The organism is Acinetobacter sp. SH024 (assembly GCF_000163635.1).
Lineage (GTDB): Bacteria > Pseudomonadota > Gammaproteobacteria > Pseudomonadales > Moraxellaceae > Acinetobacter > Acinetobacter pittii.
This window is the reverse complement of record NZ_GG753603.1, coordinates 397,660-423,636: the sequence shown is the minus strand read 5'-3', so window position 1 is coordinate 423,636 and position 25,977 is coordinate 397,660. Positions and strand designations below refer to the sequence as shown.

The following is a 25,977-nucleotide window of genomic DNA, read 5'->3' as shown; positions in this document are numbered from 1 at the left end:
ATCAAACCCCTACCTTAACGGTGATGTGACAAGTACGCTTAGTAATACGATCTGCACGGCCTTTAGCACGTGGCATAATACGTTTAAGGCTCATGCCTTCGTCAACGTAAATCGTAGATACTTTAAGATCGTCAACATCTAAACTGTTATTGTGTTCAGCGTTTGCAATCGCAGATTCCAATGCTTTTTTTACTAAAACAGCAGCTTTTTTATTGCTGAAGTTTAAGATATTTAAAGCATGCGCAACAGATTTGCCGCGAATAAGATCTGCAACCAAACGTGCTTTCTGTGCCGAGATAGCGGCACCGCGTAATTTAGCAGTTACTTCCATCATGACACCTATTAACGTTTAGATTTCTTGTCAACACCGTGACCACGATAGGTACGAGTTGGCGCGAATTCACCGAGTTTATGACCAACCATATGCTCAGTAACAATTACTGGAACGTGGTTACGACCATTATGAACAGAAATTGTTAAACCAACAAAATCTGGAAGGATCATCGAACGACGAGACCAAGTTTTAATCGGCTTGCGAGAGTTACTAGCAACAGCCGCTTCAACCTTAGCGAACAAGTGCGCATCGACGAATGGGCCTTTTTTCAGAGAACGAGGCATTAGTCAGATTCCTTTACTTGACGCGACGGTCGCGAATAATCATCTTAGTCGTACGCTTATTGGTACGTGTCTTGTACCCTTTAGCTTTTTGACCCCATGGGCTTACAGGTTGAATACCTTTGTTACGCCCTTCACCACCACCGTGCGGGTGATCAATCGGGTTCATCGCCATACCACGTACGGTAGGACGAACACCACGCCAGCGCGAAGCACCAGCTTTACCCAATGAACGAAGGTTGTTTTCTTGGTTAGAAACTTCACCAATTACAGCGCGGCATTCAACATGTACTTTACGCATTTCGCCTGAACGAAGACGAATAATTGCGTAAGAACCATCACGACCCAACAACTGAACAGAAGCACCAGCAGAACGCGCTAATTGCGCACCCTTACCAATTTTAAGTTCAACGTTATGAAGTGTAGAACCGATCGGCATATTACGAAGTGGCAAGCAGTTACCTGGACGAATTGGAGCATCGTTACCAGATTGTACTTTATCGCCAGCACGTAAGCCTTTAGGTGCGATGATATAACGACGCTCACCATCAGCATATTTCAACAAAGCAATATGTGCTGTACGGTTTGGATCGTATTCAATACGCTCTACAACAGCTGGGATGCTGTCTTTGTTACGTTTGAAGTCAACGATACGGTAGTGTTGTTTATGACCACCACCAACGTGACGAGTAGTAATGTGACCGTTGTTATTACGACCACCAGTACGTTTTTTAGCTTCAACCAACGGTGCGTAAGGAGCGCCTTTGTGAAGATGGTCATGAACCACTTTCTCTACAAAGCGACGTCCTGGAGACGTTGGCTTACATTTTTGAATCGGCATAATTTTCGTCCTTATTCCGCTGCGCTTTCAGCGGTATCGCCCAAGTCAGCCATTTCAACATCTTGGCCAGCTTTCAGGGTGACGTATGCTTTTTTAACATCAGAACGGCGTCCCAATGTACGACCAAAGCGCTTAGTCTTACCTTTAGTAATAGTTGTGTTAACTTTAACAACTTCTACACCAAAAAGTTTTTCAACTGCTTTTTTGATTTCAAGTTTAGTAGCATTGATGTCTACTTTAAATACTTGAACACCAACAGTATCACCTAATACTTGTGCCTTTTCTGAGAAGACTGGTCCTTTTAGGACTTGATAGATACGTTCGTTGTTCATCCGAGTTCTACCTCAATTTTCTTAGCAGCAGCTACAGACATCACAACTTTATCAAACGCGATCAAGCTTACAGGATCGATTGCAGTTGCATCTACCACATCTACATGCGGAAGGTTGCGTGCTGCAAGATATAAGTTCTCATCTACAGCGTCAGTAACGATTAATGCACGAGCAGCATTTAAGTCGTTAAGCTTTGCAAGCAATTCTTTAGTTTTTGGAGCTGCAACTGCAAACTCTTCAACTAATACAAGACGATCTTGGCGAACAAGTTCAGCTAAGATACATTGCATTGCACCGCGGTACATCTTACGGTTTACTTTTTGAGACCAGTCTTGTGGACGAGCAGCAAAAGTTTTACCACCGCCAACCCAGATAGGGCTACGAATAGAACCCGCACGAGCACGACCAGTACCTTTTTGACGGAATGGCTTTTTACCACCGCCAGAAACGTCTGCACGTGATTTTTGAGCACGAGTACCTTGACGACCACCTGCTAAGTAAGCAGTAACAACTTGGTGTACAAGAGCTTCGTTAAATTCACGTCCGAAAGCAACTTCAGACAATTCAACAGCAGAGCCGGAAACAGTTTTCAAATTCACGGTATTTCCCCTCAGGCCTTGATGGTAGGACGTACAATCACGTCACCGCCAGTTGCACCAGGAATTGCACCTTTAACAACTAAAACAGAACGTTCAGCGTCAATAGATACGATTTCAAGACCTTGTACTGTTACGCGTTCATCACCTAAGTGACCAGCCATTTTCTTGCCTTTGAACACGCGCCCAGGAGTCTGGTTTTGACCTGTAGAACCTAATACACGGTGAGAAACTGAGTTACCGTGAGTAGCGTCTTGGGTACGGAAGTTCCAACGTTTAACACCACCTTGGAAACCTTTACCTTTTGATTGACCAGTTACGTCAACTACTTGACCAACTGTGAACAAATCAACGCCAATAGTACCGCCAACTTCACGGCCTTCAAGCTCAGCTTCAGTAACACGGAACTCTTTAACTAAACGACCAGCAGCAACACCAGCTTTCGCGAAGTGACCTTTCTGAGCGTTAGTTACGCGAGATTCGCGACGTTCACCAGTAGTTACTTGAACAGCTTGATAACCATCAGTTTCAAGTGTTTTGATTTGCGTAATGCGGTTTGGATCGACTTCGATGACTGTAACAGGTACAGAAACACCTGCATCTGTAAAGATGCGAGTCATACCACATTTGCGACCGACTAAACCAATAGCCATGTGCATAAACCTCTAAAAAAGCGGCCTAATTAACTTAGAAGTTAATCAACCGAAAGCCTTAACCCAAAGCGATCTGAACATCAACACCAGCCGCAAGATCTAATTTCATCAATGCATCAACAGTTTTATCTGTAGGTTGAACGATGTCGATCAAACGTTTATAGGTGCGGATTTCGTACTGGTCACGCGCATCTTTGTTAACGTGCGGTGAAGTAAGAACGTTGAAGCGTTCGATGCGAGTAGGCATCGGAATTGGACCACAAACTTGTGCGCCAGTACGCTTAGCGGTTTCTACGATCTCTTGAGCAGATTGATCAATCAGACGATGATCAAAAGACTTCAAACGGATACGAATTCTCTGGTTAGACATACCAGTAAACTCCAAGCCAAACATATAAAGAATCACCCTTGACGCATCTCACCCATTGGTAAGTGTCAAAGGCAGTGAAAATCACTAAGGTCATGATCGATGCCACGACTGTAATGCACATTTACTACTTTCTTCGCAGTAAATGCCCCTCCTTTTGAGGGTCGCCCATTATAACGATTGTTTAAGTCTTATGCAATTCTCTTTTTCTATTTTTTGTTCAAAACGTGCTTTAACCTAGCATTCATAATTCATCTAGGCATTTATGACAAACTCAATCGCTTTATTTAAGAGTTGATTACCTTGTTCAAATTTTTGTGCTTCTGAATATTGTAGTTCACTCACAGGCTGAACATATTCCCCATTAAAAATAGATAGCTCTTCTTCATTTTCAAGCAACAGTTCTAACGTTGCTGGTGTCATTTCTGGATGAAATTGAAAACCGAGCACATTTTTTCCAATTTGATACATCTGATTACGACAAGCTATATTCTCGGCTAAGTGTATAGCACCTTTGGGTATTTCAAATGTCTCGCTATGCCACTGCATCACCTTTATCTTTTCAGGTAAAGGAAAGCTGTCTTGAGGTAAATTTGCTACTCTTTGAACTGTCGACCAGCCAAGTTCCTGATAGCGGTTTCGACTAACTGCCGCCCCAAGTGCATTAGCAATTAGCTGTCCACCCAAACAGAGACCTATTGCAGGCTTTCCAGCTGCTAAGTAACGACGCAACCATCTTTTCTCTATCTTAAGCCATGGATAATTCGCCTCATCATTTACACTCATGGTGCCACCCATGACTAATAATAAGTCAACCTCATCAATTTGTGGTAAAGCTTCTATTTCAAGTGACCGATCAACCGGAAGTGCAAAAAACTCCGTAGAACTAATAGTCGCGTGGTGAGCTTTCAAAAATGAATAACAACTCCCAAAACCCTCACCCGCGATATGTTGAAAATAATGAACTCTTAAATGCGACTTCATGCGCTTAAACCTATTGTTGTTAGAATGTTGTAGTGGTCTTTGCAAAAATAAAGCCAAGTTTTTGTTTTATAGGTCTACTGTAACGAAACGTCTTACAAAACTTTATAAATCTAGCGAAGAATTTAAATTTCTCTTAATCTAACTTTATCATTTAAAACATAACGCACTATGAAAAAGCATAACGATTTCCAGACTCGTCTCATTCATGCCCCAAGAAAGGCTCCGCAATTCATTGAAACAGTGCAACCTCCCTTATTTCGCGCATCAACTATTATTTTCAAATCAACTTCGCACCTTTTTGATCGTCATTGGACTGATAAGTATGACTATAGCTATGGAACACATGGCACCCCTACCACATTCACCTTAGGCGACAATATTGCGCAAATTGAAGGTGGCTTGCATTGTTTACTTGCACCGAGTGGCCTATCCGCAATTAATATTGTGAACTCAGCATTTTTAAGCACTAATGACGAAGTATGGGTTCCAGACAATATTTACGGTCCAAATCTAGAACATTTAATTTATCTACAAAGTCAATATGGCATTATTGTTAAAGTATATAACCCCATTGACGCTGCAAGTTTTCAACCCACCGAAAGAAGTAAACTATTATGGTTAGAAGCTGCAGGTTCGGTTACTTTAGAGTTTCCTGACCTTAAAAATCTAGTCAAAAAAGCTAAAAAGCATGGTGTATTGACTGCTCTAGATAATACTTGGGGAGCTGGGCTTGCGTTTAATGCTTTTAATTTTTCTGATGAACATCTATCGGTCGATTTAACCGTTCACGCACTAACAAAATATCCAAGTGGTGGTGGTGACATTTTAATGGGCAGCATTGTAACTCGTGATGAGAAACTTCATCACCGCCTATTCCGCACACATGCCATTTTAGGCATCGCAATCTCTGGAGATGATGCAGCTCAAGTTCAACGCAGCCTTGCTCATATGTCTTTACGCTATGAACAACAGTCAGCCAATGCTCACACTCTCCTTAAATGGCTAAAGAACCAGCCTCAATTTGCACAAGTTCTACACCCAAGTGATGAATCCTCGCCAGGCCATCAATACTGGCAAGAAATATGCACAACTGGTCAAAGTGCAGGCTTAGTGAGTGTTATTTTTAAACCTGAATATGACATTACAGCAGTACGTCGTTTCTGCGATGCATTAGAGTTATTTAAGCTCGGCTTTAGCTGGGGTGGACCCGTTAGCCTGATTATGCTTTATGATTTAAAAATGATGAGAAAACTTGAGAATACACATTTACAACAAGGATTATTGGTTCGATTCTGTATAGGACTAGAAGATCCGCAAGATTTGATACAAGATATCGAAAATGCACTGAAACAACTGTAAAACGACAAGATTATAGTGACTCAAACCATAGGATAAAAATATATGGGTACACCGATTGTTATTGCTAAAAATATTAAGGACACATCAAAAGAAATTGTTTTACTTCCCCAGTTTGCTAACCGTCATGGACTTATTGCAGGCGCGACAGGTACAGGTAAAACAGTTACGTTAAAAGTTCTAGCAGAGAGTTTCTCTCGAATCGGTGTGCCGGTATTTCTTGCCGATGCTAAAGGCGATGTTTCGAGTCTTGCAAAAGCTGGTGAAGCTTCGGATAAATTTAATGAACGCTTAAAACTTTTACAAATTGATAGTGTTCCATTTGCAGCGAATCCAGTTGTTTTTTGGGATTTATTTGGTCAGCAAGGTCATCCTATCCGAACCACCATTTCTGAAATTGGGCCAATTTTATTAGCACGCATACTAAACTTAAATGATACCCAAGAAGGTGTTTTATCTGCTGTATTCCGTATTGCAGATGACCAAGGTTTACTTTTAGTCGATTTTAAAGACTTAAAAGCCATGATCACTTTTGTGAGTGAACATGCAGCTGAATTTAAAGCCGAGTATGGCAATTTATCTCCAGCAAGCCTAGGCGCTATTCAGCGCAATTTATTAGCACTTGCCGACCAAGGTGGAGAACAGTTCTTTGGGGAACCAGCTTTAAATATTCTGGATTTTATCCAAACTGATGCAAACGGACACGGCTATATCAATATTCTTGCTGCCGACAAGCTCATGAATACACCTAAGTTATATGCCACTTTCCTCTTATGGATGCTTTCAGAGCTATTTGAACAGCTACCAGAAGTCGGTGACATGGATAAACCTAAACTCGTGTTTTTCTTTGATGAAGCTCACTTATTATTTGATAATGCCAGCCAAGCACTCCAAGACAAGATTGAACAAGTTGTACGTTTAATCCGCTCCAAAGGGGTGGGTATCTACTTTATTACTCAAAACCCACTCGATTTACCCGAAAGCGTTCTTGGTCAACTTGGTAATCGCGTTCAACATGCATTACGTGCATTCACCCCTAAAGATCAAAAAGCTGTAAAAACCGCAGCAGACACTTTCCGTGCTAATCCAGAGTTTAAAGTTGATGAAGCTATTACCCAACTTGGTGTTGGTGAGGCACTCATTAGCTGTCTAGATGAACAAGGTACGCCACAGATTGTAGAACGTGGTTGGGTTATGCCTCCGTACTCTGCATTTACACCGATCACTCCAGAAGAGCGTCAGACTTTAATCTCGCAAAGTATTATTGCTGGCGTTTATGAACAAGCTGTAGATCGTGATAGTGCCTATGAAATGCTACAGAATAAAGTTGCTGAGCGCGAACAACAGCAGCAAGACGCCGAACTTGCAAAACAACAAGCTAAAGAACAAGAAACTTTAGCAAAACAGCAAGCTAAAGAGCAGGAGCGCTTGGCACGTGAGCAACTAAAAGAGGAAGAAAGAGCAGCCCGTGAACGAGCTAAACTCACACAAGACATTGTTGGAACTTTTGCCAAAAGTGCTGCACGTAGCTTAGGAGGAAGTACGGGACAAAAACTCGTAAGAGGCTTGCTCGGCTCTTTATTTGGTAAATAAAAATATTAAAAAAATTGCGTTAATTTTAGGGGATTTTATATCCCCTAATTTTTTTATGGTTTTTTATAAAAAAGTTATTGCCATTAATTTTTTAAAGATGTATTTTAAATACATCTTATATAGCCAGATAAATAAGGTCTAGCCATGACTCCACAACAAATTGAACTTGTTAAATCTACTGTACCGGTTTTACGTGAACACGGCGTTACGCTGACTACATACTTTTATAAGCGCATGCTTAATAACAACCCCGAATTAAAAAATGTTTTTAATTTAGATGACCAAACCAGCTTACGTCAGCCACGTGCTCTTGCAGCTGCTGTGCTTGCTTATGCAGAAAATATTGAGAACCCTACTGTTCTAGCTAAAGCGGTAGAACGCATCACTACTAAACACGTGAGCTTAGATATTCAACCAGACCAATATGCAATTGTTGGGGACAACTTGCTTCATTCAATTAGTGAAGTACTCAACGTACCATTCGAATCAGAGCTTATTGAAGCGTGGAAACAAGCATACTCACAGTTGGCTGATATCTTGATTGGTGTTGAAAAACAAAAATACGAACAACTTGAAAGCTTAAAAGGTGGATGGGCTGGCTGGCGTTCATTTGAAATTACTCAAATTGATCCTTTGGAATCTGGCAAACGCTTCACTTTAAAAGCAACTGACCATGAAGACGTACTGACTAGCCCAGCAAATGCCTTTATTTCAGTTAAAGTACAAGTTCCCGAGCAACAACTTGAACAACCGAAAGCTTTTAAATTTACCGAAGCTCAAGAAGATAACTCGTATCACTTTGAAGTGCAGCCCGAAGAAAATCATACTGAGTTTTCAGTTGCTAATATTTTACTTGAGCATTATAGAGTGGGTGATCAAGTACAGGTTTCAGCCCCTTTAACGCTGTAATGTAAAAACCTCTTGCCTGAAAGTTTTCTTATTTAGACTTTCAGGCTAAGATGATCATCCTTTTCATCTCTTCCATTTTTGGTAATCATGCAGCTTAATAAATTTACCGATTATGCATTACGACTCTTAATGTATGTTGCACGCCCAAGTGATGCACCTTACACGATTGCAGAAATCGCGAAAGATTTGCATGTTTCACAAAACCATCTAGTTAAAGTTGTTCACTTCATGGGCAAGCAGGAATGGATTATTACCATTCGTGGAAAAGGCGGAGGAATTCGCTTAAATCCAGATGCACTTAACTCAAATTTAGGTTCAATTGTTCGAATATTACAAGGTGATAATCAAATCGTTGAATGTAATACGCCACCTTGCGTATTACGAAGTCACTGTGGTTTAAAAGGTATTTTAGATCAGGCTTTAGAGAGTTTTTATCAAAGCCTAGACCAATACACACTCGGAGAAGTTTTGCAGCAATCAAAATCTGCTCCTGCCAACTCCCCTATTGCATTTTTACAAATCTAAGCTCTACTGATTTTGATAAGTCGACTTATTGAAAATTAGCAAGAATACCCAAGCTCCTTTATACTAGGCGCGAGCCCTCTCATTTAAAAAGTTATTTTTTATGCGTCGTAGTGAAAAATCGAAAGACACCAAAGCCAGACTCGCACCCAAGCAAAAGATCAGCTATGAAAAGAAACCAGATCCAGCGATCACGGCATATGCTGTGCAATCACTCAACTGGTTACGCCAAGCTGAGTTTCTAATGAGTGCACCTAAATTGGCACTTTGTGTTGAAGATAGTGGCTACGAGATCGCTTTTGCAGGACGCTCAAATGCCGGTAAGTCTAGTGCTATCAATGCCTTAACTAACAAAAAACAGCTAGCGCGCGCCTCTAAAAAACCTGGCCGTACTCAGATGATTAACTTCTTTAGTTTAGGTAATCCTGATCAACGTTTAGTCGATCTTCCCGGCTATGGTTATGCAGCCGTACCTGAAGATATGAAACGAGTATGGCAAAAAGAATTAGAGAACTATTTAATCCATCGTAAAAGCTTACAAGGCTTAGTATTACTGATGGATATTCGCCATCCTCTACAGCATTTCGACATGATGATGCTAGAGTGGGCTTATTCACGTCATCTTTTTGTTCATATTCTCTTAACGAAAGCAGACAAACTTAATCGTGGCCCTGCAAACAAAGTGCTATTAGAAGTTAAGCAACAACTGAAAAAAATGAAGCTTGATTTCTCGATTCAACTTTTCTCATCACTTAATAAGTTGGGTTTAGAAGAGCTAGCAAGTGTTATGGCTGGACGTCTGCATTTTACGCTTGATCAAGAGCCGGAATTTGACGTTGACGCGATCCCTGAAGCAAGCGATGAGGATACTGAAGAGTAAATCGTCAAAAAAGATACTATTTCTTTATTAAATTTATTTTCAAATTGGCCCCTATTGCTAAACACAAATGTAGGGGCTTTTTTTATACTCGTTATAACTTCATCGAGTTAAAAATCAGGACTAAATGATGAAATTGTTATCTTTTTTGAAGAACAAGGCTTTAGGTTCTTCTATTGACTATAAAATTCTTCCACGTAAAGTAAAATTTGACTGGAAAGATACCCCTGTTGACTGGATTCCAAATCAGCCTTTCGCAAGTTATTTTATTAATGAAATTAATAATATCTTGCCTGCCGGAGAATTCTGGTTTTGCCGTTTGTACAATAAAGTTTTACCGCAAATTAAAGATGAAAAACTTAAACAGGATGTGCAAGCATTTATCCGCCAAGAAGCTATGCATGCCAATGCGCATACTTCTGCCAATAAAGAATATTTAAGCGCACGTAATATTGATATCCAGCGAAATCTGGACATTATGAATTATCTATTTACCACTGCCTTAGCAGATAAACCTTTCGACAAAGAAGTCCCTCAATTTCTACAAGGACAATGGGACCTTTTGCGTTTAGGCGTTATTGCAACTGTTGAGCATATGACCTGTGTATTAGGGAAATATGCACTCTATAACACGCGTTGGGAAGAATTAGGCGCTGACCCTGAAATGGTCGATCTGGTTAAATGGCATGGTTCAGAAGAAATTGAACACCGTACCGTTGCTTTTGATTTATATCGCCATTTGGATGGTGGGTATATTCCACGCTACTATTTAAGCCTTGCAGTGATTGTACTGGTGCTTGGATTATGGGTAGATGGCGCTGCACATATTATGAAACAAGATCCACGTTTTGCAGACGCGGCTAAATCTAGATTTTTCCCAGTATGGGTTGCTGTAGAGTGGTATAAAATTAGCAGAAAAGATAATCAGGTTTTACCAAATCCATTTTGGCTGATTGCCCAACAAATTGATTACCTCATGCCTTGGTATGATCCAGTCAAGGAAGGCAGTACTGAAGATGCGGTAAGTTATTTATCGCAATCTCCAGCAGCAAAAAGAGCCGAGTTACAAGCGGCTTAAAAATAAAAAAGCAGGATTTAAAGTCCTGCTTTTTTATTTAGGAGATTAGACACTGATATCTTTATCTTTGGTATATCGATCTACAACCACACTAATCATCATATCACCCTGCACATTTACCACTGTTCTTACCGTATCCAATAAGCGGTCAATCGGAAGTAAAATTGCAATTGCTTCAGCCGGTAAACCTACAGACTGTAAAACCATAATCATGGTAACCATACCAGCACTCGGAATTCCAGGTGCCCCTAGTGATGCAATCATTGCTGTTAAACACACAATAATTTGTTGTGTCAGGTTTAAGTCTAGCCCCACCAAATTTGCGACAAATAATGCAGCGGCTGCTTCATATAGTGCAGTGCCATCCATATTAAGCTGTGTACCTAAAGGAATCACAAAACCAGCTGTTTGCGGACGAACACCTAAGTTTTCTTGTGCGCATTTCATACTAAGGGGCATTGTGGCAGAACTAGAGCTGGTTGCAAATGCTGTAATTAACGCTGTACGTGTTCCTTTGAAAAAAGCCCAAGGACTCATGTGGCCAAAAATCCAAAGTAGTAAAGGTAAAACAACAGCACCGTGAAAAATGGTAGTGCCCGTCACTACAACAGCAAACTCAGCCAAACGACTGAGTACCGAAACATCTTCCGTTGCCATTAACTTTGCTAATAAAGCAAAAATACCCAAAGGTGCTAGCTTCATTACCCAGCCGACTAGCATCATCATCATTTCAAAAAACTGGTTACTCAAAACACGAATACTTTTAAAACGCTCACCGCCATGGACTAAAGCAACACCAACAAATAGTGCAAACACAACAACAGCTAAAACGTTACCATCGCTAAATGCTTTAAATGGGTTAATTAATGTATTTTGAATAAAATTAGTGAAAAAACTTGCAGGATTTAAACTATCTGGTGCCTGATAGTTTTGCATAGATGACTGAAAAATAGAGATATCTATACCACGTCCTACTTCAAATAGATGAGCACAACTTATACCTAAAATTAAAGCTAGTGTTGTTGTGGTCAAACAACATAAAAAGGTAATTTTCCAGACTGGACCTAACTGCCCTCCCGCCTGCAAATTAGAGACACCCACAACAATCGAGCTAAAAATCAAAGGCACCAACAACATTTTAAGCAGCCCAATAAAGACACTACTTAATATGCCTAACCCATATAAACTATGTTTTACAAACGCAGTATCGGGATACAACGTTAATATAAAACCAAAGGCCAAGCCTAAAATGGCCGCAATAAGAATTTGTGTATTTAAGTTCATATCAGCATTATTTTTTTTCAGTTGGCAATCCTGTTGCAAATATGACATGAGCGCGCTTTTCATACGAGCAATTTTTTGTCACATCGTTTCAATTAAAAATAAAAAAGCCATCTAATCAGATGGCTTTATAAATATAAATAAGCTTATTGCGTTTCAATTTCCCGCAAACGAATTAAACCCTCTTGTACGGTACTGCATACTAGCTGACCATTTTGCCACATACGGCCAAAGTTTAAACCACGAGAAGCTGCGCTGACTGTTGCTTCCATATCGTAAAGCATCCACTCGTCAGCACGCAGCGGGCGGTGGAAATAAATAGCATGATCAATACTTGCACACTGCAAACTTGGAGAAATATAGCTAAGCCCATGCGGTCTTAAAGCAGTTGTCATTAAGGTAAAGTCTGAATAAAACGCAACAATTGCTTGATGCAAAGCAATATCATCTAATTGTTTTGGAATACGGTCATGTGTGCGGATATAGTGCGCATTATACGGCGCTTCAGGTTGCGGTTGAAACGGATTTACCGGATCAATTGGGCGGATTTCTACATGGCGCTCACGCATAAAACTAGCACGAACATTTTCAGGTACGAAGTTTAAAATACCTTCTTTGAGCTCATTTTCAGATTTAAGAGTCTCTGGTGCAGGGTACTCTGGTTCTTGATGTTGATAGTTCAAGCCTTCTTCGGGGTTAGCAAAAGAAACCATCGCCGAAAAGATAACTCGTCCGTGTTGAATAGCACGAACCTGACGGCTTACGAAACTCTTCCCATCACGTAAACGGTCTACTTCATAGATAATTGGGGCATTAATATCGCCGCCATATAAAAAATATGCATGCAAAGAATGCGCTGGACGATCGGTTGTATAAGATGCTGCACGTAAAGCCTGACCCAAAACCTGTCCACCAAAGACACGTTTACCGACGAGATTACGGCTTATGCCACGGTAAATATTTTCTTCTAGCTTTTCTAAAGTAAGAAGATCGACAAGTTCTTGGGTTAACGCATTCATGAGAGATACCTTCATATTTCAGGTAAAAAATCGTATTAAAGTACAGATGTGTAGAATCTATTGTGCCACAAAAAACTATTTGAACATGGAACAATCAGTCAACTTCTGACGAAGATTGCTCATATAACAGCTAAAAATACGATTTTTAACGATAAAATATGCCAAAAGCATTATAATTTATAAGAAAGTAGCATATTGTTTTTTTTAATAAATGCCGCAAAATAATTACCCTCTGCATTTGGTGCTGGGATTTGTCTTTAAGAAGTAGGAGTTCTTATGTCCAAGAGTGGGTTTGGTCAAATGTATCGTCGGCTTTCGAGTAAACTACTTGACCTCGTGGTAACACCACATGTTCTTGGGGAAGTTCCTACTGAACCAGTATCAGAAACAACAGAAACAGAAGCAAAAACTGACCGCCAAAAAGTGGTTTGTTACGTCTTACAAAACCACTCTCGAAGCAATGCTCTGGTGGTTGATGGAGAAACGCGTCGTTTAAATTTAAAACCTGCGTTAGACCCACTCATTGTGGGTACTCATCAGGAAAAAGCATCAGTTTTATTTTTACAGCACAATGATGAAAATAATTTACTGAATCCGCCTCCTCATGCTTTTCCACCGCGTTTAATAAAACTGATTGAAGTTTTACAAGAAAACCCTGAACTTGATATAGAGCTTGTTCCGGTTACAGTTTTATGGGGCCGTTCGCCAGATAAAGAAGATTCTTGGTTTAAATTATTATTTTCAGACACATGGGCAACACCAAGCACAGTTAAGCAGCTGGTTAATATTGGTTTGCATGGCCGTCAGTCTTATTTAGAGTTTCATGAACCACAATCGTTACGTGAATTGGTTGAATATGCACAGCAGCATTATCCAAATCTTTCACCAGCAACTTATATTGTAAGTACGTTAAATGATTATTTAGACCGTCAGCGTGAAGTCGTGTTAGGTCCCGATTTGTCAGATCGCCGCAATGTCATGCAATCGGTTGTTAAATCTCGTGATGTGCAAGAAGCAATCCGCCGTGAAAGTATTCGCGGAAAAGTGAGCATGCTTGAAGCTGAACGCCGTGCGATTGGCTATGTGAATGAAATCGTATCGGATTATTCACATTCAGCAGTGCGCTTTGCCGATCTTGCCTTAACACGCCTATGGACTCAGCTTTATGACGGCGTAGAAGTACATAACTTTAGTACCGTTCGTGAACTAGCGAAAGACTATGAAGTTGTCTATACGCCGTGTCATCGCAGTCACATTGACTATTTATTATTATCATATGTGATTTATAAGCGTGGCTTAATGGTTCCGTATATTGCTGCGGGTGACAACTTAAACCTACCTTTTGTTGGACAGCTTCTACGTGGTGGCGGTGCATTCTTTATTCGCCGCTCTTTCCGTGGAAATGGACTCTACACTACTGTATTTAAAGAATATCTATATAGTATTTTGTCACGCAACACGCCTCTTGAATACTTTATTGAAGGTGGACGTTCACGTACTGGACGTTTATTACCGCCTAAAACCGGTATGCTTGCCATGACAGTTCACAGCCATTTACGTGGCCGTGCCAAACCGATCGTTTTCTTACCAACTTATATTGGTTATGAACGACTCATGGAAGGCTCAACTTACGTAGGCGAAATGCAAGGTAAGCCAAAAGAAGCCGAATCTATTTTTGGTATTGTGAAAACCTTACGAAAAATTGAACGTATCTTTGGTAAAGTCCACGTGAACTTTGGTGAACCCGTTTTCCTTGATGATCTGCTTAAGCAACATAATGCAGAAAACGTTTATATCGAGAAAAATGACGACCCAATTCCTCAAGCTGTTTCAGATGCAGTAAATAGCTCTGCACATGCAATTTTAGAAAATATTAACCGAGCTGTGGTGATTAACCCTGTTTCTTTACTTTCTATTATTTTGCTTGCAACTCCAAAGCATACGCTTGATGAAGAAATTTGTATTAAGCAGCTAGAAGCTTATCGTAACTTGGCATCGAACTTCCCATATGACCAACGTATGGAAGTAACACCACTTTCTGGTAAAGAAATTATTGCGTATGGTTTAAAGCTTAAACTCATTAAACGCGTTCAGCATGCGCTTGGCGATATTATTGCGATTGAAGATAACCAAGCTGTTCTTCTGACTTACTTCCGTAATAACATCTTGCACGCCTTTGTTTTACCTTCTCTAGTAGCATCGCTTGTTGAGCATAATGGAAAAATCAGTCGTTCAGATTTAACTAATGTCATCTATACGCTCTATCCATTCTTGAAAGCTGAGTTATTCCTTAAATGGAAGAGCAGCGAGCTTAAAGCACAAGTTGAGCAATATGCAGATGCTCTAGTTCAATCTAACCTTATTCAACAAGACGATGAAGGTAATTTGATTAGCTCTGCGCCAAATACAGAAGAGCATAATCAGCTTGTTGTTTTAGCTACTCCTGTTAAGCAAAGTCTTGAGCGCTACTACATGACACTTGCGCTCATTACTCAACGTGGTTCAGGTAATATCTCTGCTAAACAAGTTGAAGAATTAAGTCATTTATTAGGACAACGTTTATCAGTTCTCTATGAATTTAATTCGCCAGAGTTCTTCGACAAAGCTTTATTCCAAAGTTTCTTAAAAGTACTTACTCAGCAAAATTACATTCGTACCAATGACCAAGGCCAAATTGAGTTTGATGACAATTTCCGTCAAATGGCTGCTGGCGCACAGTTGGTGCTTGATGAAGTAACCTTGCAAATGTTGCAGCACATCACCACCTTTACTGACGAAGAATTGAAAGATGCTCTTGAAGCAATGGCATCTCAACAAGCTAAACGCCGTTTAAAACGCAAAAAAGCTTAAAGTCTTCAGTCAAAATAAAAGGCAACTTCGGTTGCCTTTTATTTTATTAGCGAATTGGACATTCAAAATAACGTGGATCGTCCATACAACGTAAGCGCTTCATAAGCTGAACGAAATAAGCATCGTAATAACCTGAAAGAACGTACTGATTACGTATTTTGGCAACCATTACGTCATAACTTTGCTTCTCATAAAAAGAGACATCTACCCAATAATAAGCAGGTAAATGATTTTCCCATTGTGTCGCACGATTAGTCAGCAATTGGCTATTATGAACAAACCATCCTCTGATTTTTCGGCCAAAATTAGCAGGATAAGCTTGCGGTTTAATAATTAAATTGACACCGAAATATGCCAAAGGAAAATTGATGACTTGAGTATCTGGTCCAAATTCTTTTTGTAAGTTATATGGCAATAACCCATACACTGGTGCAGGAACAATATCGATTTTATTTTGCTTAAACTGCGCAATCGCGTTTGATAAATCAACATAAACTGGCTGAGCACCTACACTTCGTACCAATGCTTGTTGTGGTGGATTGTTGGGTAGCACCCCAATACGCTGATTTCTTAATTGAGCGACTCTAGAGAGGTTCTTATTTTTTAGAACCATGTAAGCAGTTCCAATTGGAATCATTCCTATAGCTTCATAATTCTTAGAAACTAACCTTTTCTCGATTGTAGGATGATTTAAAAGCTGCAAAAAGCTTTTGGCCGTACGGTTATTAGGAATAAGCCCTATACCCGCGGTACTTCCCATAAATTGGTTATAACGATAAGTATTGAAATTGGATGCAGCTAAACCTGAACATTTTCCACCATCAAAAGCTTGTATGGCCTGCTGTTCTTTTTGATAGGTAACTACTTTAAATTTGACTTGATATTGCTGGGCATATAGCCGAATGTCATTTAAACGGCGAGTAATATCCCCTTGGGACCCGATAGGATCATAGGCACACCACACCTGATCCTCAGCCCAACTCGCAACGGCTGTTACGCTCAAGATAAGAGCTAAACAAATTTTTTTCACTTTCAACCTTTTTATCTTTATCGGCAATTTGACTGCCTCATCAGGTATTTATGTTCTTATTTAAAGTTTAATCAAAATTTCATTTAGTGCTATGAACATTTAAACATAATAAATAGTCATTAAAGCAAATTGGATGTTCCAACTGAAAACCTGTTGTAGATAAATGTTTTGCATAAATTCTTTTACCTGAAATTTGGTTTGATTCTAAAGTTAATTCTGGCAATCCCAATTTTTTTTGAAACCAGACTATAACTTCATGCAAAGGTAATGGTTGATTATTAGTCACGATATAGCTTGCTTGATGACTTTCATAATCAGCCATAAAAGCTAAAAATCTTGCTAAATCATCAATATGTATTCGATTGCTATAATGTATATTTGGATAACTTTGATGATTTTCAGCCATTTTTTTTAAACGGGCAATGGAAGTTCCATAAATACCTGTAGGACGAACAATTACAGATTGAGTTGGATAATATTTTTGCCAGAATAACTCCATATTACGCAATATATGGCCTTGTGCATCATTTGGATGAATTTCACTAAAATCATCAATGATCTCCCCTGCATTTTCACCATACACCCGCGTAGAAGAGACAACAATTATTTTTTTTACTGGATGTATTTTTAATGCTTCTCGAATCGGTTCAATACTATCTACATAAGTATGTTGATAGCCCTCAACCGTACTTTCATTTGGAGAAAGTAAAATATATACGACATCCACAGGTTCAATTTTACTTAAATCAAGTTTAAAGATATCTTGAACAAGATGTGTTGCGTAACTATCCGTTTTTACACTACGGCTGATTGTGGTAATTTGATGTTCTTTCTCAAATAGTTGTTTAGCAACACGCTGAGATGTTTTACCATAACCGATAAATAATATATGCATAGAAAACTCGTTGAGGGGACATGACTTCAGTCCATCAGTTACAAGGCGTTGGATCGGCTTCAGCAGCCCTGCTCGAAAAACTAAATATTTTTACCACAGATGATTTACTGTTTCATCTGCCACGTGATTATGAAGACCGCAGTACGATTATTCCAATGAATCAACTTGTGGTTGGGCGGAGCTATTTACTTGAAGGCGAAGTCAAATCAATTGATTTCCCTCCGGGAAAAAGAAAATCTATGGCAGCCTTGGTGCAAGATGAATTCGGTAAAGTCACCTTACGCTTTTATCATATTTATAAAAACCTGACTGATAAAATAAAACCCGGTCATCGCTTACGTATTTTTGGTGAAGTCCGTGTAGGTGCTCGCGGCCTTGAGATGTATCATCCTGAAATTCAACTCATTCATGAACATACACCTCTACCAAAAACTCAGCTGACAGCAATTTATCCAAGTACGGATGGATTAACTCAACCCAAATTACGCGAATACGTTAAACAAGCTTTAAAGCACCATAGCGACGCCTTACCAGAGCTACTCCCAAAGCAATATACCAATGGCTATGCGCTTAAAGAGGCTTTGTATTACATTCATGAGCCTCCTGTGGATGCCAACATGCTGCAATTGGCTCAAGGCTCGCACCCTGCACAGCAACGGCTTATTTTTGAAGAGTTGGTTGCGCACCAAATTAGTTTACTTAATCGCCGTGCTTATATTCGACAAATTGCGTCACCTGCATTTTCAAGCAGTAAAGTATTAGCTAAAAAACTATTAGAAGCTTTACCATTTCAAATGACCAATGCACAAAAACGTGTATCTAAAGAAATTTTAAATGACTTAAAACAACACCAACCTATGCTACGTCTAGTACAAGGCGACGTAGGTGCTGGAAAAACCCTTGTTGCCGCTGTAGCTGCTTGCCATGCTTTAGAAGCAGATTGGCAGGTTGCATTAATGGCTCCGACTGAAATTCTTGCAGAACAGCATTATTTAAACTTTAAACGTTGGTTTGAACCATTAGGTATTACCGTGGCATGGTTATCTGGCAAACAAAAAGGTAAAGCCCGTGCCCAAGCAGAACAACAGATTAAAGAAGGCCACGCGGAACTTATTGTCGGTACCCATGCCTTATTTCAAGATAATGTTGGCTTCGCTAAATTAGGGCTAGTGATTATTGATGAACAACATCGTTTTGGTGTAGACCAACGTTTAGCTTTACGCAATAAAGGTGCTGAGCAGTTCACTCCACATCAACTCGTGATGACAGCCACTCCGATTCCAAGAACTCTAGCAATGAGTGCTTATGGTGATTTAGACACATCTATAATTGATGAGTTACCTCCAGGCCGTACCCCAATTCAAACAGTTACGATTCCTCTTGATCGTCGAGAGGAAGTACTTCAACGTATTGCTTCAAATTGCAGAGAGGGGAAACAGGCCTATTGGGTATGCACATTGGTTGAGCAGTCTGAGACTTTAGACGCTCAAGCAGCGGAAGCAACTTACCAAGAGATGAAAGAGCGCTTTCCTGAGCTCAACATTGGCTTGGTGCATGGCAAAATGAAAGCCGATGAAAAGCAAGCCGTAATGCAAGCATTTAAAAATAATGAATTACAACTTCTTATCGCAACGACAGTGATTGAAGTTGGAGTAGACGTTCCTAACTCTTCCATTATGGTGATTGAAAATGCCGAGCGTTTAGGGCTTTCTCAGCTACACCAATTACGAGGTCGCGTAGGTCGAGGTGCTCAAGCTAGTTTTTGCGTACTTTTATATAAAACGCCTCTCTCTCAAAATGGACAAGAGAGACTTTCTATTTTAAGAGAAAGTAATGATGGCTTCGTGATTGCAGAAAAAGATCTGGAACTACGTGGACCAGGTGAATTACTAGGGACTAAACAAACTGGGGACATGGGATTTAGAGTGGCTCGTTTAGAGCGAGATGATCACCTACTGAGTCAAGCCCACTATGTGGCACAGCAAGTTTTAAAAGATTATCCAGAACAGGCAGATGCTCTATTAAAACGTTGGCTTCCTGAGGCGCCTCGCTACGCCTATGTTTGATTTTTTAAACTTCAAGCATCTTATTCAGTTATTTTCACCTTGCTCATTGTGCGAGTTAGACACGCGAGAAAAATACTCGCTCTGTAAAGACTGTTGGGAACAGCTACCTTGGCTTAAACAAACGATTCAACGTAATAATCAATCTGTTCTTGTGGCCTGTAATTATGCTTATCCAGTTAACCGGATTATTCAGCAGTTTAAATATGAACAAAAGTTACATTATCAAATCTTATTAGGTGAAATTTTAAAACAATTAAAATTTCCCAAGGTACAAGCTATTGTACCCATGCCTATTTCCAATCAGCGTTTAATCGAGCGTGGTTTCAATCAATCATTACTACTTGCCAATATCTTAAGCAGACACTTAAAAATACCTGTTTGGCAACCAATCCAACGTTTAAACGAGCACTCTCAAAAAGGACTTACTCGGCTAGAACGCTTTGAAAATATAGAACAACAATTTTTACCCCATCATCAAGAGAAACGACGTTATCGCCGCGTTCTCATTATTGATGACGTGATAACCACAGGAAGCTCTGTTCATGCGCTCAGTCAAGCCCTTAAACAATTAGGCTGCACATCCATTCATACGGCGTGCCTAGCAGCGACGCCGAAGAGTTAAGCTATTGCACTGTAGATAAATACTCTTCACACCAAGGAATGACAATTTCTCGGGTCAATGGTGCAAGTTGAGTTTCCGAATCATTTAAATCTATCCACTTCATTTCTGCAATTTCGGCTGCAATTTTAGGGGCCTGATCAAGCTGAACAAGATATAAATGACTCACCAGAATATGATCTGGCTCATTGGCAGCTGCTGTTTCGAAATGACCAATAAATTGCTCAATCACACAAGAGCTTCCGACTTCTTCTAAAATTTCTCGCTGCATGGTGATCTCTGGTGCCTCATTAGGTTCCAGCTTGCCACCCACTTGCATAAAAGCGTGTGTATTACGCTTTCTTACAAGCAACAACTGATTTTGCTCATTTAAGATCACTGCGGCAGCGACCGTAATTGTTTTCACCTATTTAACCTCGTTTATGGTTGGACATCTGCGTTTGTCCATTTTGGAGCAGGAGCCTGATATTGCTCAAATTGTTGAAGAATATCTTCAATTTTGTCTGATGCGATCAATTTATCGACGAACCGTGCTTGGCTGAATCCATTATCCACTGTTCCTTGAATCATTTTAAGTAAATCTTCATAAAAGCCCGCTACATTTAAGAAAGCACATGGCTTTTGATGAATCCCTAATTGCGCCCACGTCCATTGTTCAAAGATTTCTTCCAATGTACCAGCGCCACCCGGCAAAGCAATAAAGCCATCTGAAAGATCCGCCATCTTGGTTTTACGCTCATGCATATTCTCAACCACATATAATCTGGTTAAGCCCGGATGAGCTAACTCACGATCAACTAAAGCACGAGGGATCACGCCAATGACTTGTCCACCTGCTTGTAAGGCGCTATCGGCTACCACACCCATTAGGCCTGAGCGACCACCACCATAAACCAAGGTCTTCCCTTGTTTTGCAATAGCCTCGCCTGTAGCTTGAGCAATTTGTTGGAAAATTGGATTTGAACCAAGAGATGAACCACAGAAAATACAAATTGATTTCATAGTGTAAAAAACCGTTTTATTGAACTGTCATGCTGACAAACTAAACTATCGATAGAGTTTTTTTTTGCAAAATAGCGTATTGGCAAGTGTTTTTCGGCAAATCCTTGTCTAAAATACACCCATCCATTTCCATCAGACTGCGTGAGGAAAAAAGACACATGCTTGAAGCCTTTTATGCCACAGAACGCGGAAGTCTGGAAGATGCCACCATCAATGGTGGATTTGATCTACATCCCGAATTAGTCTGGCTTGATCTTATTGCACCCTCGCAAGAAGAGCAACAATGGGTATTAGATGCCTATGACCAAAATTTACCAACACTAAAGTCGCTTGAAGACATTTCATCTTCTGCACGATTTTACCGTGATGATGACGGTATTTTGCACATCAGTACTTATTTTTTAACGAAAAATAAAAATTATCAGGTGGATGGCGACGCTGAAGAGTCATCACATATGCTTGCCATGGTGCAAACCGTAGCTTTCATTTTACATAAAGACCGCCTCTTTACGATGCGTGGAGAAAAACTAGTTGCGTTTCGTGCCTTTCGTGCCCGTGCTCGCCGAAATGACTATGACATGGACTATAAAGATCCAACGTGGATTTTATTAGGCCTTCTTGAAGCAAAACTCGATGAGCTTGCGGATATCTTAGAAGATATCCACAAAGATTTAGAAAAATACTCCACCGAGGTTCTTAATAACCACCAACGTGAAAAAATTCTAGATCTCGATGACATGATTACACGCCTAGCTCAACAAGAAGACATGCTAGGGAAAGCGCAGCTTTGTCTCATTGATTTAAGACGTGTACTTACTTTCTTATCGCGTCCACGTGCATTAGGCAGTCATATTTATGATGCAGACATTCGAGAGCTCAGTGAAGATGTGCGCTCACTGGTAGAACATGATGCGTTCTTATTCCAAAAAGTACGATTCTTACTTGATACGACGTCTGGATTCATTAACACAGAACAGAATGACACGATTCGTCGATTCTCGATCTTACCAAGTATGTTAGCTCCTCCGATGCTTATTGCCAGTATTTACGGTATGAACACAGACGTATTACCTTTTGCACATGGTACGACCAGTTTCTTCGTTGTTTTGCTGATTATTATGGGTTTCTTTATTGGGCCGATCATTTATTTCCGCTGGAAAAAATGGATCTAAGCTTTGTAATAAAATGCTAATTTCGAGCATAAAAAAGCACCTAAATATAGGTGCTTTTTTACATCAAAAACATCAGATCATTTGCAGATCATCCTGCAAATGACAGGCTTGAATGATCTTCAGCATTTTTTCAGGGACATTTTTAAAATGCAAACCAGTATTTTTTGGAGTCTCTCGTAACCATTGAACTAAAACAGCCAATGCCAAAGTACTACCATGCTCAAGCTCAGTTAAATCCACCACAAGTGGGAAGCTTTGCTGCTTCTTTATGATGGCCAAACCTGCTTGATACTGTTGTTCCGCATTTTCAAAATCAATTTTTCCCGAAACAACCAATTGTTGGTTGAGATACTGAACCACACGTCACCTACTTATTTCTTTTTGTTTTGATTAACAGCTGCGTCTGCATCAGGTTGGAACGTAGCAATTGCTTTATTTAAATCACCGCCATTGCGTTTCACTGTTGCAGCAAACTGATTACGGAACTGTAATCCTAGATCAATACCAGAAACATTGATATTACGGATTTTCCATTGAGTACCTTTGTCAGCCAACTGGAAAGAAACAGGAATTTTTTCACCATTGTGATTAAAGTCCAATGTCACTACAGGGTTTTTACCCGCAGTTGCCTTGTAAGGACGCATGGTATAGCTTTGATTTGTATATTTAGCAAATGCGCTACCGTAATTTTCAATTAATGTATTACGGAAGTTTGTTTCAAACTGAGCACGCTGTGCAGCTGTACTATACTGATTCGTCGCATAAGTACCCATCACAATACGAGTGAACGCTTGTGAATCAACATATGGGTCTAAGTTCTGACGTACAATTGATTTTACTAAAGCAGGATTGTTCTGCAACTTAGCATGATCTGCTTTTAAACGAGCGATCAAGCCATCAGCAACACGCTTGATAAAATCAGGTGGTGCTTCTGAAGGTGCAGCAAAAGCTGTACCTGCAATCATAGTAGACAAAAGACTTGCTGTCAGGGTTTGTTTAAACAACGTATTCACCTGGAACCACTCCTTCAAATAAACTCTTACTCAACAAATGACGGCTGTGCACTGCTGTCGGTACTTGCAGGAGCTTTTTCTTCTGCTGAGGATGAACCAGCGGCAACTTTACCTGCGCCACCACCAGTAATAAATTTACTAATTAAATCTTCTAAATCCATGGTTCCTTGGGTATTTGAAATTGTATCGCCACGTTTAAGATAGTTTAAACCACCACCTGGAACGACTTTCAAATATTTCTCACCCAACAAACCATTGGTTGCAACCATTATATAAGCATCTTCATCAATACTGGTGATGGAGGACATGTTACTGATCAGTTGCTGTTCCATTGCTTTTTGTTGCTCTGGAGAAGCCTGCGTATAGTCAGAACTATAACGTAGTTCATCTAAAGCATTTTTTTGAACTTCTTTTAGCTGCTCAGCATTAAAACTTGTCAATTTTCCATCTAAACCAAAGGTTACCGTAGCCAAACGCGTAACTGGATCAAGGGTAATTGAATCAACACGACCAATTGTGACACCGCTCATCGTTACTTTAGCACGAGGCTTTAAACCATTAACGTTATCAAACTGAGCCTTCATGGTATAACTATCATTTAAGTTAGTACCAACAAGACCACTAACTTTCATGGCTAAAAAGAACAAGGCAATACCGAAGATAATAACAAAGATACCTACGGCCAGCTCACTACTACGTGATTTCATTAAATCCCTCCGAACATGACCGCAGTCAACACGAAATCAAAACCTAAAACACATAATGAAGAATATACAACTGTTCTCGTCATTGCAGTTGCGATTCCTTCTGGAGTCGGATCACACGCATATCCTTGATATACCGCAATCCATGTACATAACAAAGCAAACACAATACTTTTGATAATGCCATTTACGACATCATGCCCAAATTGCACGTTGTTTTGCATACCGCTCCAGAATGAGCCTTCATCGACGCCAAGAAAATCGACACCTACCATTTTACCGCCCACAATACCAATCGCAGCAAAAATGACAGTTAGCATCGGTAAACTGACCACTCCCGCCCAAAGACGTGGTGATACAATTTGTTTTAATGGGTCAACCCCGATCATTTCCATGCTGGCAAGTTGTTCACTTTGCTTCATTGAACCAATTTCTGCTGTTAATGCAGAACCTGCTCGACCAGCAAATAATAACGCAGCAACCACAGGTGCCAATTCACGCAGCAATGTTAAAGACACCATGGTGCCTAGCATTGATTCACTGCCGACGTTCACTAAAATTGAATATCCTTGTAAACCCAGTACTAAACCAATAAATAGGCCCGATACAGTAATAATTAACAAAGACATCACCCCTACCCGATGCATTTGGTAAATAAATCGTCCAAACCCACCAGATGAAGGAAAAGAAAAAACAATTTGTAAGAGCATTAGTGCCGCAACACCAATCCCTCGAATCCGCTCAATAACGAGTCTACCTAACCAGGCAATCGTATTCATGGACGAACCTCGTTATCTAAATAGGCTTGATGACTAAATTGGTATTCAACTGGTCCTTCTGCCGAACCTGTTAAGAATTGGCGCACAAATGGAGAAGCATATGCCTGTAATTCTTCTGGTGTTCCTTCCCCCTGAATTTTTCCTTCTGCTACAACATAAATGTAGTCAGCAATAGAAAGGGTTTCGGGAACATCATGCGAAACAATAATAGTGGTTAAATCTAAAGCTTCTCGCAATGAACGAATTAAACGTGTCAACACGCCTTTTACAATTGGGTCTTGCCCTGCAAACGGTTCATCGTACATGATTAAATCAGGGTCAAGTGCGATCGCACGTGCTAAGGCAACACGACGGTTCATACCACCTGAGAGTTCTGTAGGCATTAATTGTTCAGAACCACGCAAACCAACTGATTCCAGTTTTAATGCAACCAGTTCAGCAATTAGATTTTCAGGAAGCTTGGTATGTGCTCGAATCGGAAATGCCACATTTTCATAGACCGACATATCCGTAAATAAAGCACCGCTCTGAAATAACATTCCCATACGTGCACGGGCTGAAAAAAGTTCCTGACGGGACATTTTTGCAATATCTTTACCGTCGAGCAAAACTTCGCCCTGATCAGGAACTAATTGTCCACCGATCAGACGTAATAATGTTGTTTTACCTGTACCAGAAGGTCCCATAATGGCCGTAATCTGGCCACGACGTATATTTAAACTAATATTGTCATAAATGACGCGTTCCCCTCGATTAAAACTCAAATTTTTCACTTCAATAAGTGGTTGAGTCGAGAGAGGAGTTTTATTATTCATAATGGCAAT

At 40.1% G+C, this 25,977-nt stretch carries 30 protein-coding genes; 11 read left to right on the top strand and 19 right to left on the bottom strand.

Annotated features, from left to right (window positions below; genetic code table 11):
- Position 1 precedes the first annotated feature (1 nt).
- From rplV to HMPREF0013_RS20755, 8 genes are all read right to left on the bottom strand, one after another.
- Positions 2-331, bottom strand: coding sequence for a 50S ribosomal protein L22 (gene rplV / locus HMPREF0013_RS20790; protein WP_001982638.1), 330 nt, complete (start codon positions 329-331; stop codon positions 2-4).
- Positions 332-342: 11 nt separating this feature from the next.
- Positions 343-618 carry a 30S ribosomal protein S19 gene (rpsS, locus tag HMPREF0013_RS20785; protein WP_001138119.1) on the bottom strand — a complete coding sequence of 92 codons (276 nt, stop codon included), beginning with the start codon at positions 616-618 and terminating at the stop codon, positions 343-345.
- A 13-nt stretch (positions 619-631) separates the two neighbouring features.
- Complete coding sequence (rplB, locus tag HMPREF0013_RS20780; RefSeq protein WP_002049686.1) at positions 632-1,456, bottom strand: 50S ribosomal protein L2; 825 nt, start codon at positions 1,454-1,456, stop codon at positions 632-634.
- An 11-nt stretch (positions 1,457-1,467) separates the two neighbouring features.
- Complete coding sequence (gene rplW / locus HMPREF0013_RS20775) at positions 1,468-1,788, bottom strand: 50S ribosomal protein L23 (RefSeq protein WP_002049693.1); 321 nt, start codon at positions 1,786-1,788, stop codon at positions 1,468-1,470.
- Entirely contained in the window at positions 1,785-2,387 is a 603-nt protein-coding gene (gene rplD / locus HMPREF0013_RS20770) for a 50S ribosomal protein L4 (RefSeq protein ID WP_002049755.1), read from the bottom strand. Before rplD ends, rplW begins: the two co-directional genes overlap by 4 nt.
- An 11-nt stretch (positions 2,388-2,398) precedes the next feature.
- Entirely contained in the window at positions 2,399-3,037 is a 639-nt protein-coding gene (gene rplC / locus HMPREF0013_RS20765) for a 50S ribosomal protein L3 (protein WP_002117051.1), read from the bottom strand.
- 58 nt (positions 3,038-3,095) lie between these two features.
- On the bottom strand, positions 3,096-3,407 hold the full coding sequence (gene rpsJ, locus HMPREF0013_RS20760; protein ID WP_000070912.1) for a 30S ribosomal protein S10: 312 nt from the start codon (positions 3,405-3,407) through the stop codon (positions 3,096-3,098).
- A gap of 252 nt (positions 3,408-3,659) precedes the next feature.
- Positions 3,660-4,388, bottom strand: a complete 729-nt coding sequence (locus HMPREF0013_RS20755; protein ID WP_002116949.1) for a type 1 glutamine amidotransferase — start codon at positions 4,386-4,388, stop codon at positions 3,660-3,662.
- Between the two features lie 168 nt (positions 4,389-4,556).
- On the opposite strand from HMPREF0013_RS20755, the gene HMPREF0013_RS20750 reads away from it, so the two are divergent.
- The 7 genes from HMPREF0013_RS20750 (at position 4,557) to HMPREF0013_RS20725 (ending at position 10,723) form a co-directional block, all read left to right on the top strand.
- A complete protein-coding gene (locus HMPREF0013_RS20750) occupies positions 4,557-5,747 on the top strand; it encodes a PLP-dependent transferase (RefSeq protein ID WP_005804610.1) in 1,191 nt (396 codons plus the stop codon).
- A 42-nt stretch (positions 5,748-5,789) separates the two neighbouring features.
- Positions 5,790-7,337 carry a helicase HerA-like domain-containing protein gene (locus tag HMPREF0013_RS20745; protein ID WP_005804609.1) on the top strand — a complete coding sequence of 516 codons (1,548 nt, stop codon included), beginning with the start codon at positions 5,790-5,792 and terminating at the stop codon, positions 7,335-7,337.
- A complete protein-coding gene (locus HMPREF0013_RS25015; RefSeq protein ID WP_014207750.1) occupies positions 7,327-7,479 on the top strand; it encodes a hypothetical protein in 153 nt (50 codons plus the stop codon). The genes HMPREF0013_RS20745 and HMPREF0013_RS25015 overlap by 11 nt, the downstream gene beginning before the upstream one ends.
- Positions 7,480-7,481: 2 nt before the next feature.
- Positions 7,482-8,246, top strand: coding sequence for a globin domain-containing protein (locus HMPREF0013_RS20740; protein WP_005804608.1), 765 nt, complete (start codon positions 7,482-7,484; stop codon positions 8,244-8,246).
- An 87-nt stretch (positions 8,247-8,333) separates the two neighbouring features.
- On the top strand, positions 8,334-8,771 hold the full coding sequence (locus HMPREF0013_RS20735; RefSeq protein ID WP_002116968.1) for an RrF2 family transcriptional regulator: 438 nt from the start codon (positions 8,334-8,336) through the stop codon (positions 8,769-8,771).
- Positions 8,772-8,871: 100 nt separating this feature from the next.
- Entirely contained in the window at positions 8,872-9,648 is a 777-nt protein-coding gene (gene yihA, locus HMPREF0013_RS20730; RefSeq protein WP_002116788.1) for a ribosome biogenesis GTP-binding protein YihA/YsxC, read from the top strand.
- A 124-nt stretch (positions 9,649-9,772) separates the two neighbouring features.
- Positions 9,773-10,723 carry a metal-dependent hydrolase gene (locus tag HMPREF0013_RS20725; protein WP_005804606.1) on the top strand — a complete coding sequence of 317 codons (951 nt, stop codon included), beginning with the start codon at positions 9,773-9,775 and terminating at the stop codon, positions 10,721-10,723.
- 45 nt (positions 10,724-10,768) lie between these two features.
- Here the strand turns inward: HMPREF0013_RS20725 and HMPREF0013_RS20720 are convergent, their stop codons facing one another.
- The gene (locus HMPREF0013_RS20720) at positions 10,769-12,055 is read right to left on the bottom strand and encodes a dicarboxylate/amino acid:cation symporter (protein ID WP_044118931.1); all 1,287 of its coding nucleotides are present in this window, start codon (positions 12,053-12,055) and stop codon (positions 10,769-10,771) included.
- A 95-nt stretch (positions 12,056-12,150) separates the two neighbouring features.
- Positions 12,151-13,023 (bottom strand): acyl-CoA thioesterase, encoded by an 873-nt coding sequence (locus tag HMPREF0013_RS20715; protein WP_002116924.1) that lies wholly within the window; start codon positions 13,021-13,023, stop codon positions 12,151-12,153.
- 276 nt (positions 13,024-13,299) lie between these two features.
- Here HMPREF0013_RS20715 and plsB point away from each other — a divergent pair, with 276 nt between their 5' ends.
- Entirely contained in the window at positions 13,300-15,873 is a 2,574-nt protein-coding gene (plsB, locus tag HMPREF0013_RS20710; RefSeq protein ID WP_005067259.1) for a glycerol-3-phosphate 1-O-acyltransferase PlsB, read from the top strand.
- Between the two features lie 46 nt (positions 15,874-15,919).
- Here the strand turns inward: plsB and HMPREF0013_RS20705 are convergent, their stop codons facing one another.
- A complete protein-coding gene (locus HMPREF0013_RS20705; RefSeq protein ID WP_025464186.1) occupies positions 15,920-16,903 on the bottom strand; it encodes a putative solute-binding protein in 984 nt (327 codons plus the stop codon).
- Positions 16,904-16,982: 79 nt separating this feature from the next.
- Positions 16,983-17,798 (bottom strand): NAD-dependent epimerase/dehydratase family protein, encoded by an 816-nt coding sequence (locus HMPREF0013_RS20700; protein WP_005804602.1) that lies wholly within the window; start codon positions 17,796-17,798, stop codon positions 16,983-16,985.
- Positions 17,799-17,818: 20 nt separating this feature from the next.
- Between HMPREF0013_RS20700 and recG the strand changes: the two genes are divergently transcribed.
- Together recG and HMPREF0013_RS20690 are read left to right on the top strand one after the other, a co-directional pair.
- Positions 17,819-19,864: an ATP-dependent DNA helicase RecG gene (gene recG / locus HMPREF0013_RS20695; protein WP_005804601.1), complete on the top strand. Its 2,046-nt coding sequence runs from the start codon at positions 17,819-17,821 to the stop codon at positions 19,862-19,864.
- Entirely contained in the window at positions 19,857-20,486 is a 630-nt protein-coding gene (locus tag HMPREF0013_RS20690) for a ComF family protein (protein ID WP_005804600.1), read from the top strand. Before recG ends, HMPREF0013_RS20690 begins: the two co-directional genes overlap by 8 nt.
- Position 20,487: 1 nt before the next feature.
- Here the strand turns inward: HMPREF0013_RS20690 and HMPREF0013_RS20685 are convergent, their stop codons facing one another.
- Positions 20,488-20,889, bottom strand: coding sequence for an NUDIX hydrolase (locus HMPREF0013_RS20685; RefSeq protein WP_002116701.1), 402 nt, complete (start codon positions 20,887-20,889; stop codon positions 20,488-20,490).
- Between the two features lie 14 nt (positions 20,890-20,903).
- Positions 20,904-21,485, bottom strand: coding sequence for a TIGR00730 family Rossman fold protein (locus tag HMPREF0013_RS20680; RefSeq protein WP_005804599.1), 582 nt, complete (start codon positions 21,483-21,485; stop codon positions 20,904-20,906).
- 158 nt (positions 21,486-21,643) lie between these two features.
- Between HMPREF0013_RS20680 and HMPREF0013_RS20675 the strand changes: the two genes are divergently transcribed.
- On the top strand, positions 21,644-22,657 hold the full coding sequence (locus HMPREF0013_RS20675; protein WP_002116978.1) for a magnesium and cobalt transport protein CorA: 1,014 nt from the start codon (positions 21,644-21,646) through the stop codon (positions 22,655-22,657).
- 72 nt (positions 22,658-22,729) lie between these two features.
- On the opposite strand, the gene HMPREF0013_RS20670 is transcribed toward HMPREF0013_RS20675, so the two are convergent.
- From HMPREF0013_RS20670 to HMPREF0013_RS20650, 5 genes are read right to left on the bottom strand one after another with little or no spacing between them, the layout of a single operon-like run.
- A complete protein-coding gene (locus HMPREF0013_RS20670; RefSeq protein ID WP_005078357.1) occupies positions 22,730-23,017 on the bottom strand; it encodes an STAS domain-containing protein in 288 nt (95 codons plus the stop codon).
- A gap of 11 nt (positions 23,018-23,028) precedes the next feature.
- Positions 23,029-23,670, bottom strand: a complete 642-nt coding sequence (locus HMPREF0013_RS20665) for an MlaC/ttg2D family ABC transporter substrate-binding protein (protein ID WP_002116826.1) — start codon at positions 23,668-23,670, stop codon at positions 23,029-23,031.
- A 26-nt stretch (positions 23,671-23,696) separates the two neighbouring features.
- A complete protein-coding gene (locus HMPREF0013_RS20660; RefSeq protein ID WP_005067241.1) occupies positions 23,697-24,377 on the bottom strand; it encodes an outer membrane lipid asymmetry maintenance protein MlaD in 681 nt (226 codons plus the stop codon).
- Positions 24,377-25,153 (bottom strand): lipid asymmetry maintenance ABC transporter permease subunit MlaE, encoded by a 777-nt coding sequence (gene mlaE / locus HMPREF0013_RS20655; RefSeq protein ID WP_002117010.1) that lies wholly within the window; start codon positions 25,151-25,153, stop codon positions 24,377-24,379. The genes HMPREF0013_RS20660 and mlaE overlap by 1 nt, the downstream gene beginning before the upstream one ends.
- Positions 25,150-25,968, bottom strand: a complete 819-nt coding sequence (locus HMPREF0013_RS20650; RefSeq protein ID WP_002116999.1) for an ABC transporter ATP-binding protein — start codon at positions 25,966-25,968, stop codon at positions 25,150-25,152. Before HMPREF0013_RS20650 ends, mlaE begins: the two co-directional genes overlap by 4 nt.
- Positions 25,969-25,977 lie beyond the last annotated feature (9 nt).

Bases quoted from the DNA above. Each gene is read 5' to 3' on its own strand.
- rpsS (WP_001138119.1), bottom strand. From the start codon at position 618: ATGCCTCGTTCTCTGAAAAAAGGCCCATTCGTCGATGCGCACTTGTTC.
- mlaE (WP_002117010.1), bottom strand. From the start codon at position 25,153: ATGAATACGATTGCCTGGTTAGGTAGACTCGTTATTGAGCGGATTCGA.
- HMPREF0013_RS20690 (WP_005804600.1), top strand. From the start codon at position 19,857: ATGTTTGATTTTTTAAACTTCAAGCATCTTATTCAGTTATTTTCACCT.
- HMPREF0013_RS20715 (WP_002116924.1), bottom strand. From the start codon at position 13,023: ATGAATGCGTTAACCCAAGAACTTGTCGATCTTCTTACTTTAGAAAAG.
- HMPREF0013_RS20660 (WP_005067241.1), bottom strand. From the start codon at position 24,377: ATGAAATCACGTAGTAGTGAGCTGGCCGTAGGTATCTTTGTTATTATC.
- plsB (WP_005067259.1), top strand. From the start codon at position 13,300: ATGTCCAAGAGTGGGTTTGGTCAAATGTATCGTCGGCTTTCGAGTAAA.
- rpsJ (WP_000070912.1), bottom strand. From the start codon at position 3,407: ATGTCTAACCAGAGAATTCGTATCCGTTTGAAGTCTTTTGATCATCGT.
- yihA (WP_002116788.1), top strand. From the start codon at position 8,872: ATGCGTCGTAGTGAAAAATCGAAAGACACCAAAGCCAGACTCGCACCC.
- HMPREF0013_RS20720 (WP_044118931.1), bottom strand. From the start codon at position 12,055: ATGTCATATTTGCAACAGGATTGCCAACTGAAAAAAAATAATGCTGAT.
- HMPREF0013_RS20700 (WP_005804602.1), bottom strand. From the start codon at position 17,798: ATGCATATATTATTTATCGGTTATGGTAAAACATCTCAGCGTGTTGCT.
- rplW (WP_002049693.1), bottom strand. From the start codon at position 1,788: ATGAACAACGAACGTATCTATCAAGTCCTAAAAGGACCAGTCTTCTCA.
- HMPREF0013_RS20650 (WP_002116999.1), bottom strand. From the start codon at position 25,968: ATGAATAATAAAACTCCTCTCTCGACTCAACCACTTATTGAAGTGAAA.
- HMPREF0013_RS20755 (WP_002116949.1), bottom strand. From the start codon at position 4,388: ATGAAGTCGCATTTAAGAGTTCATTATTTTCAACATATCGCGGGTGAG.
- HMPREF0013_RS20745 (WP_005804609.1), top strand. From the start codon at position 5,790: ATGGGTACACCGATTGTTATTGCTAAAAATATTAAGGACACATCAAAA.
- HMPREF0013_RS20680 (WP_005804599.1), bottom strand. From the start codon at position 21,485: ATGAAATCAATTTGTATTTTCTGTGGTTCATCTCTTGGTTCAAATCCA.
- HMPREF0013_RS20735 (WP_002116968.1), top strand. From the start codon at position 8,334: ATGCAGCTTAATAAATTTACCGATTATGCATTACGACTCTTAATGTAT.
- HMPREF0013_RS20675 (WP_002116978.1), top strand. From the start codon at position 21,644: ATGCTTGAAGCCTTTTATGCCACAGAACGCGGAAGTCTGGAAGATGCC.
- rplV (WP_001982638.1), bottom strand. From the start codon at position 331: ATGGAAGTAACTGCTAAATTACGCGGTGCCGCTATCTCGGCACAGAAA.
- recG (WP_005804601.1), top strand. From the start codon at position 17,819: ATGACTTCAGTCCATCAGTTACAAGGCGTTGGATCGGCTTCAGCAGCC.
- rplB (WP_002049686.1), bottom strand. From the start codon at position 1,456: ATGCCGATTCAAAAATGTAAGCCAACGTCTCCAGGACGTCGCTTTGTA.
- HMPREF0013_RS20740 (WP_005804608.1), top strand. From the start codon at position 7,482: ATGACTCCACAACAAATTGAACTTGTTAAATCTACTGTACCGGTTTTA.
- HMPREF0013_RS20750 (WP_005804610.1), top strand. From the start codon at position 4,557: ATGAAAAAGCATAACGATTTCCAGACTCGTCTCATTCATGCCCCAAGA.
- HMPREF0013_RS20725 (WP_005804606.1), top strand. From the start codon at position 9,773: ATGATGAAATTGTTATCTTTTTTGAAGAACAAGGCTTTAGGTTCTTCT.
- rplC (WP_002117051.1), bottom strand. From the start codon at position 3,037: ATGGCTATTGGTTTAGTCGGTCGCAAATGTGGTATGACTCGCATCTTT.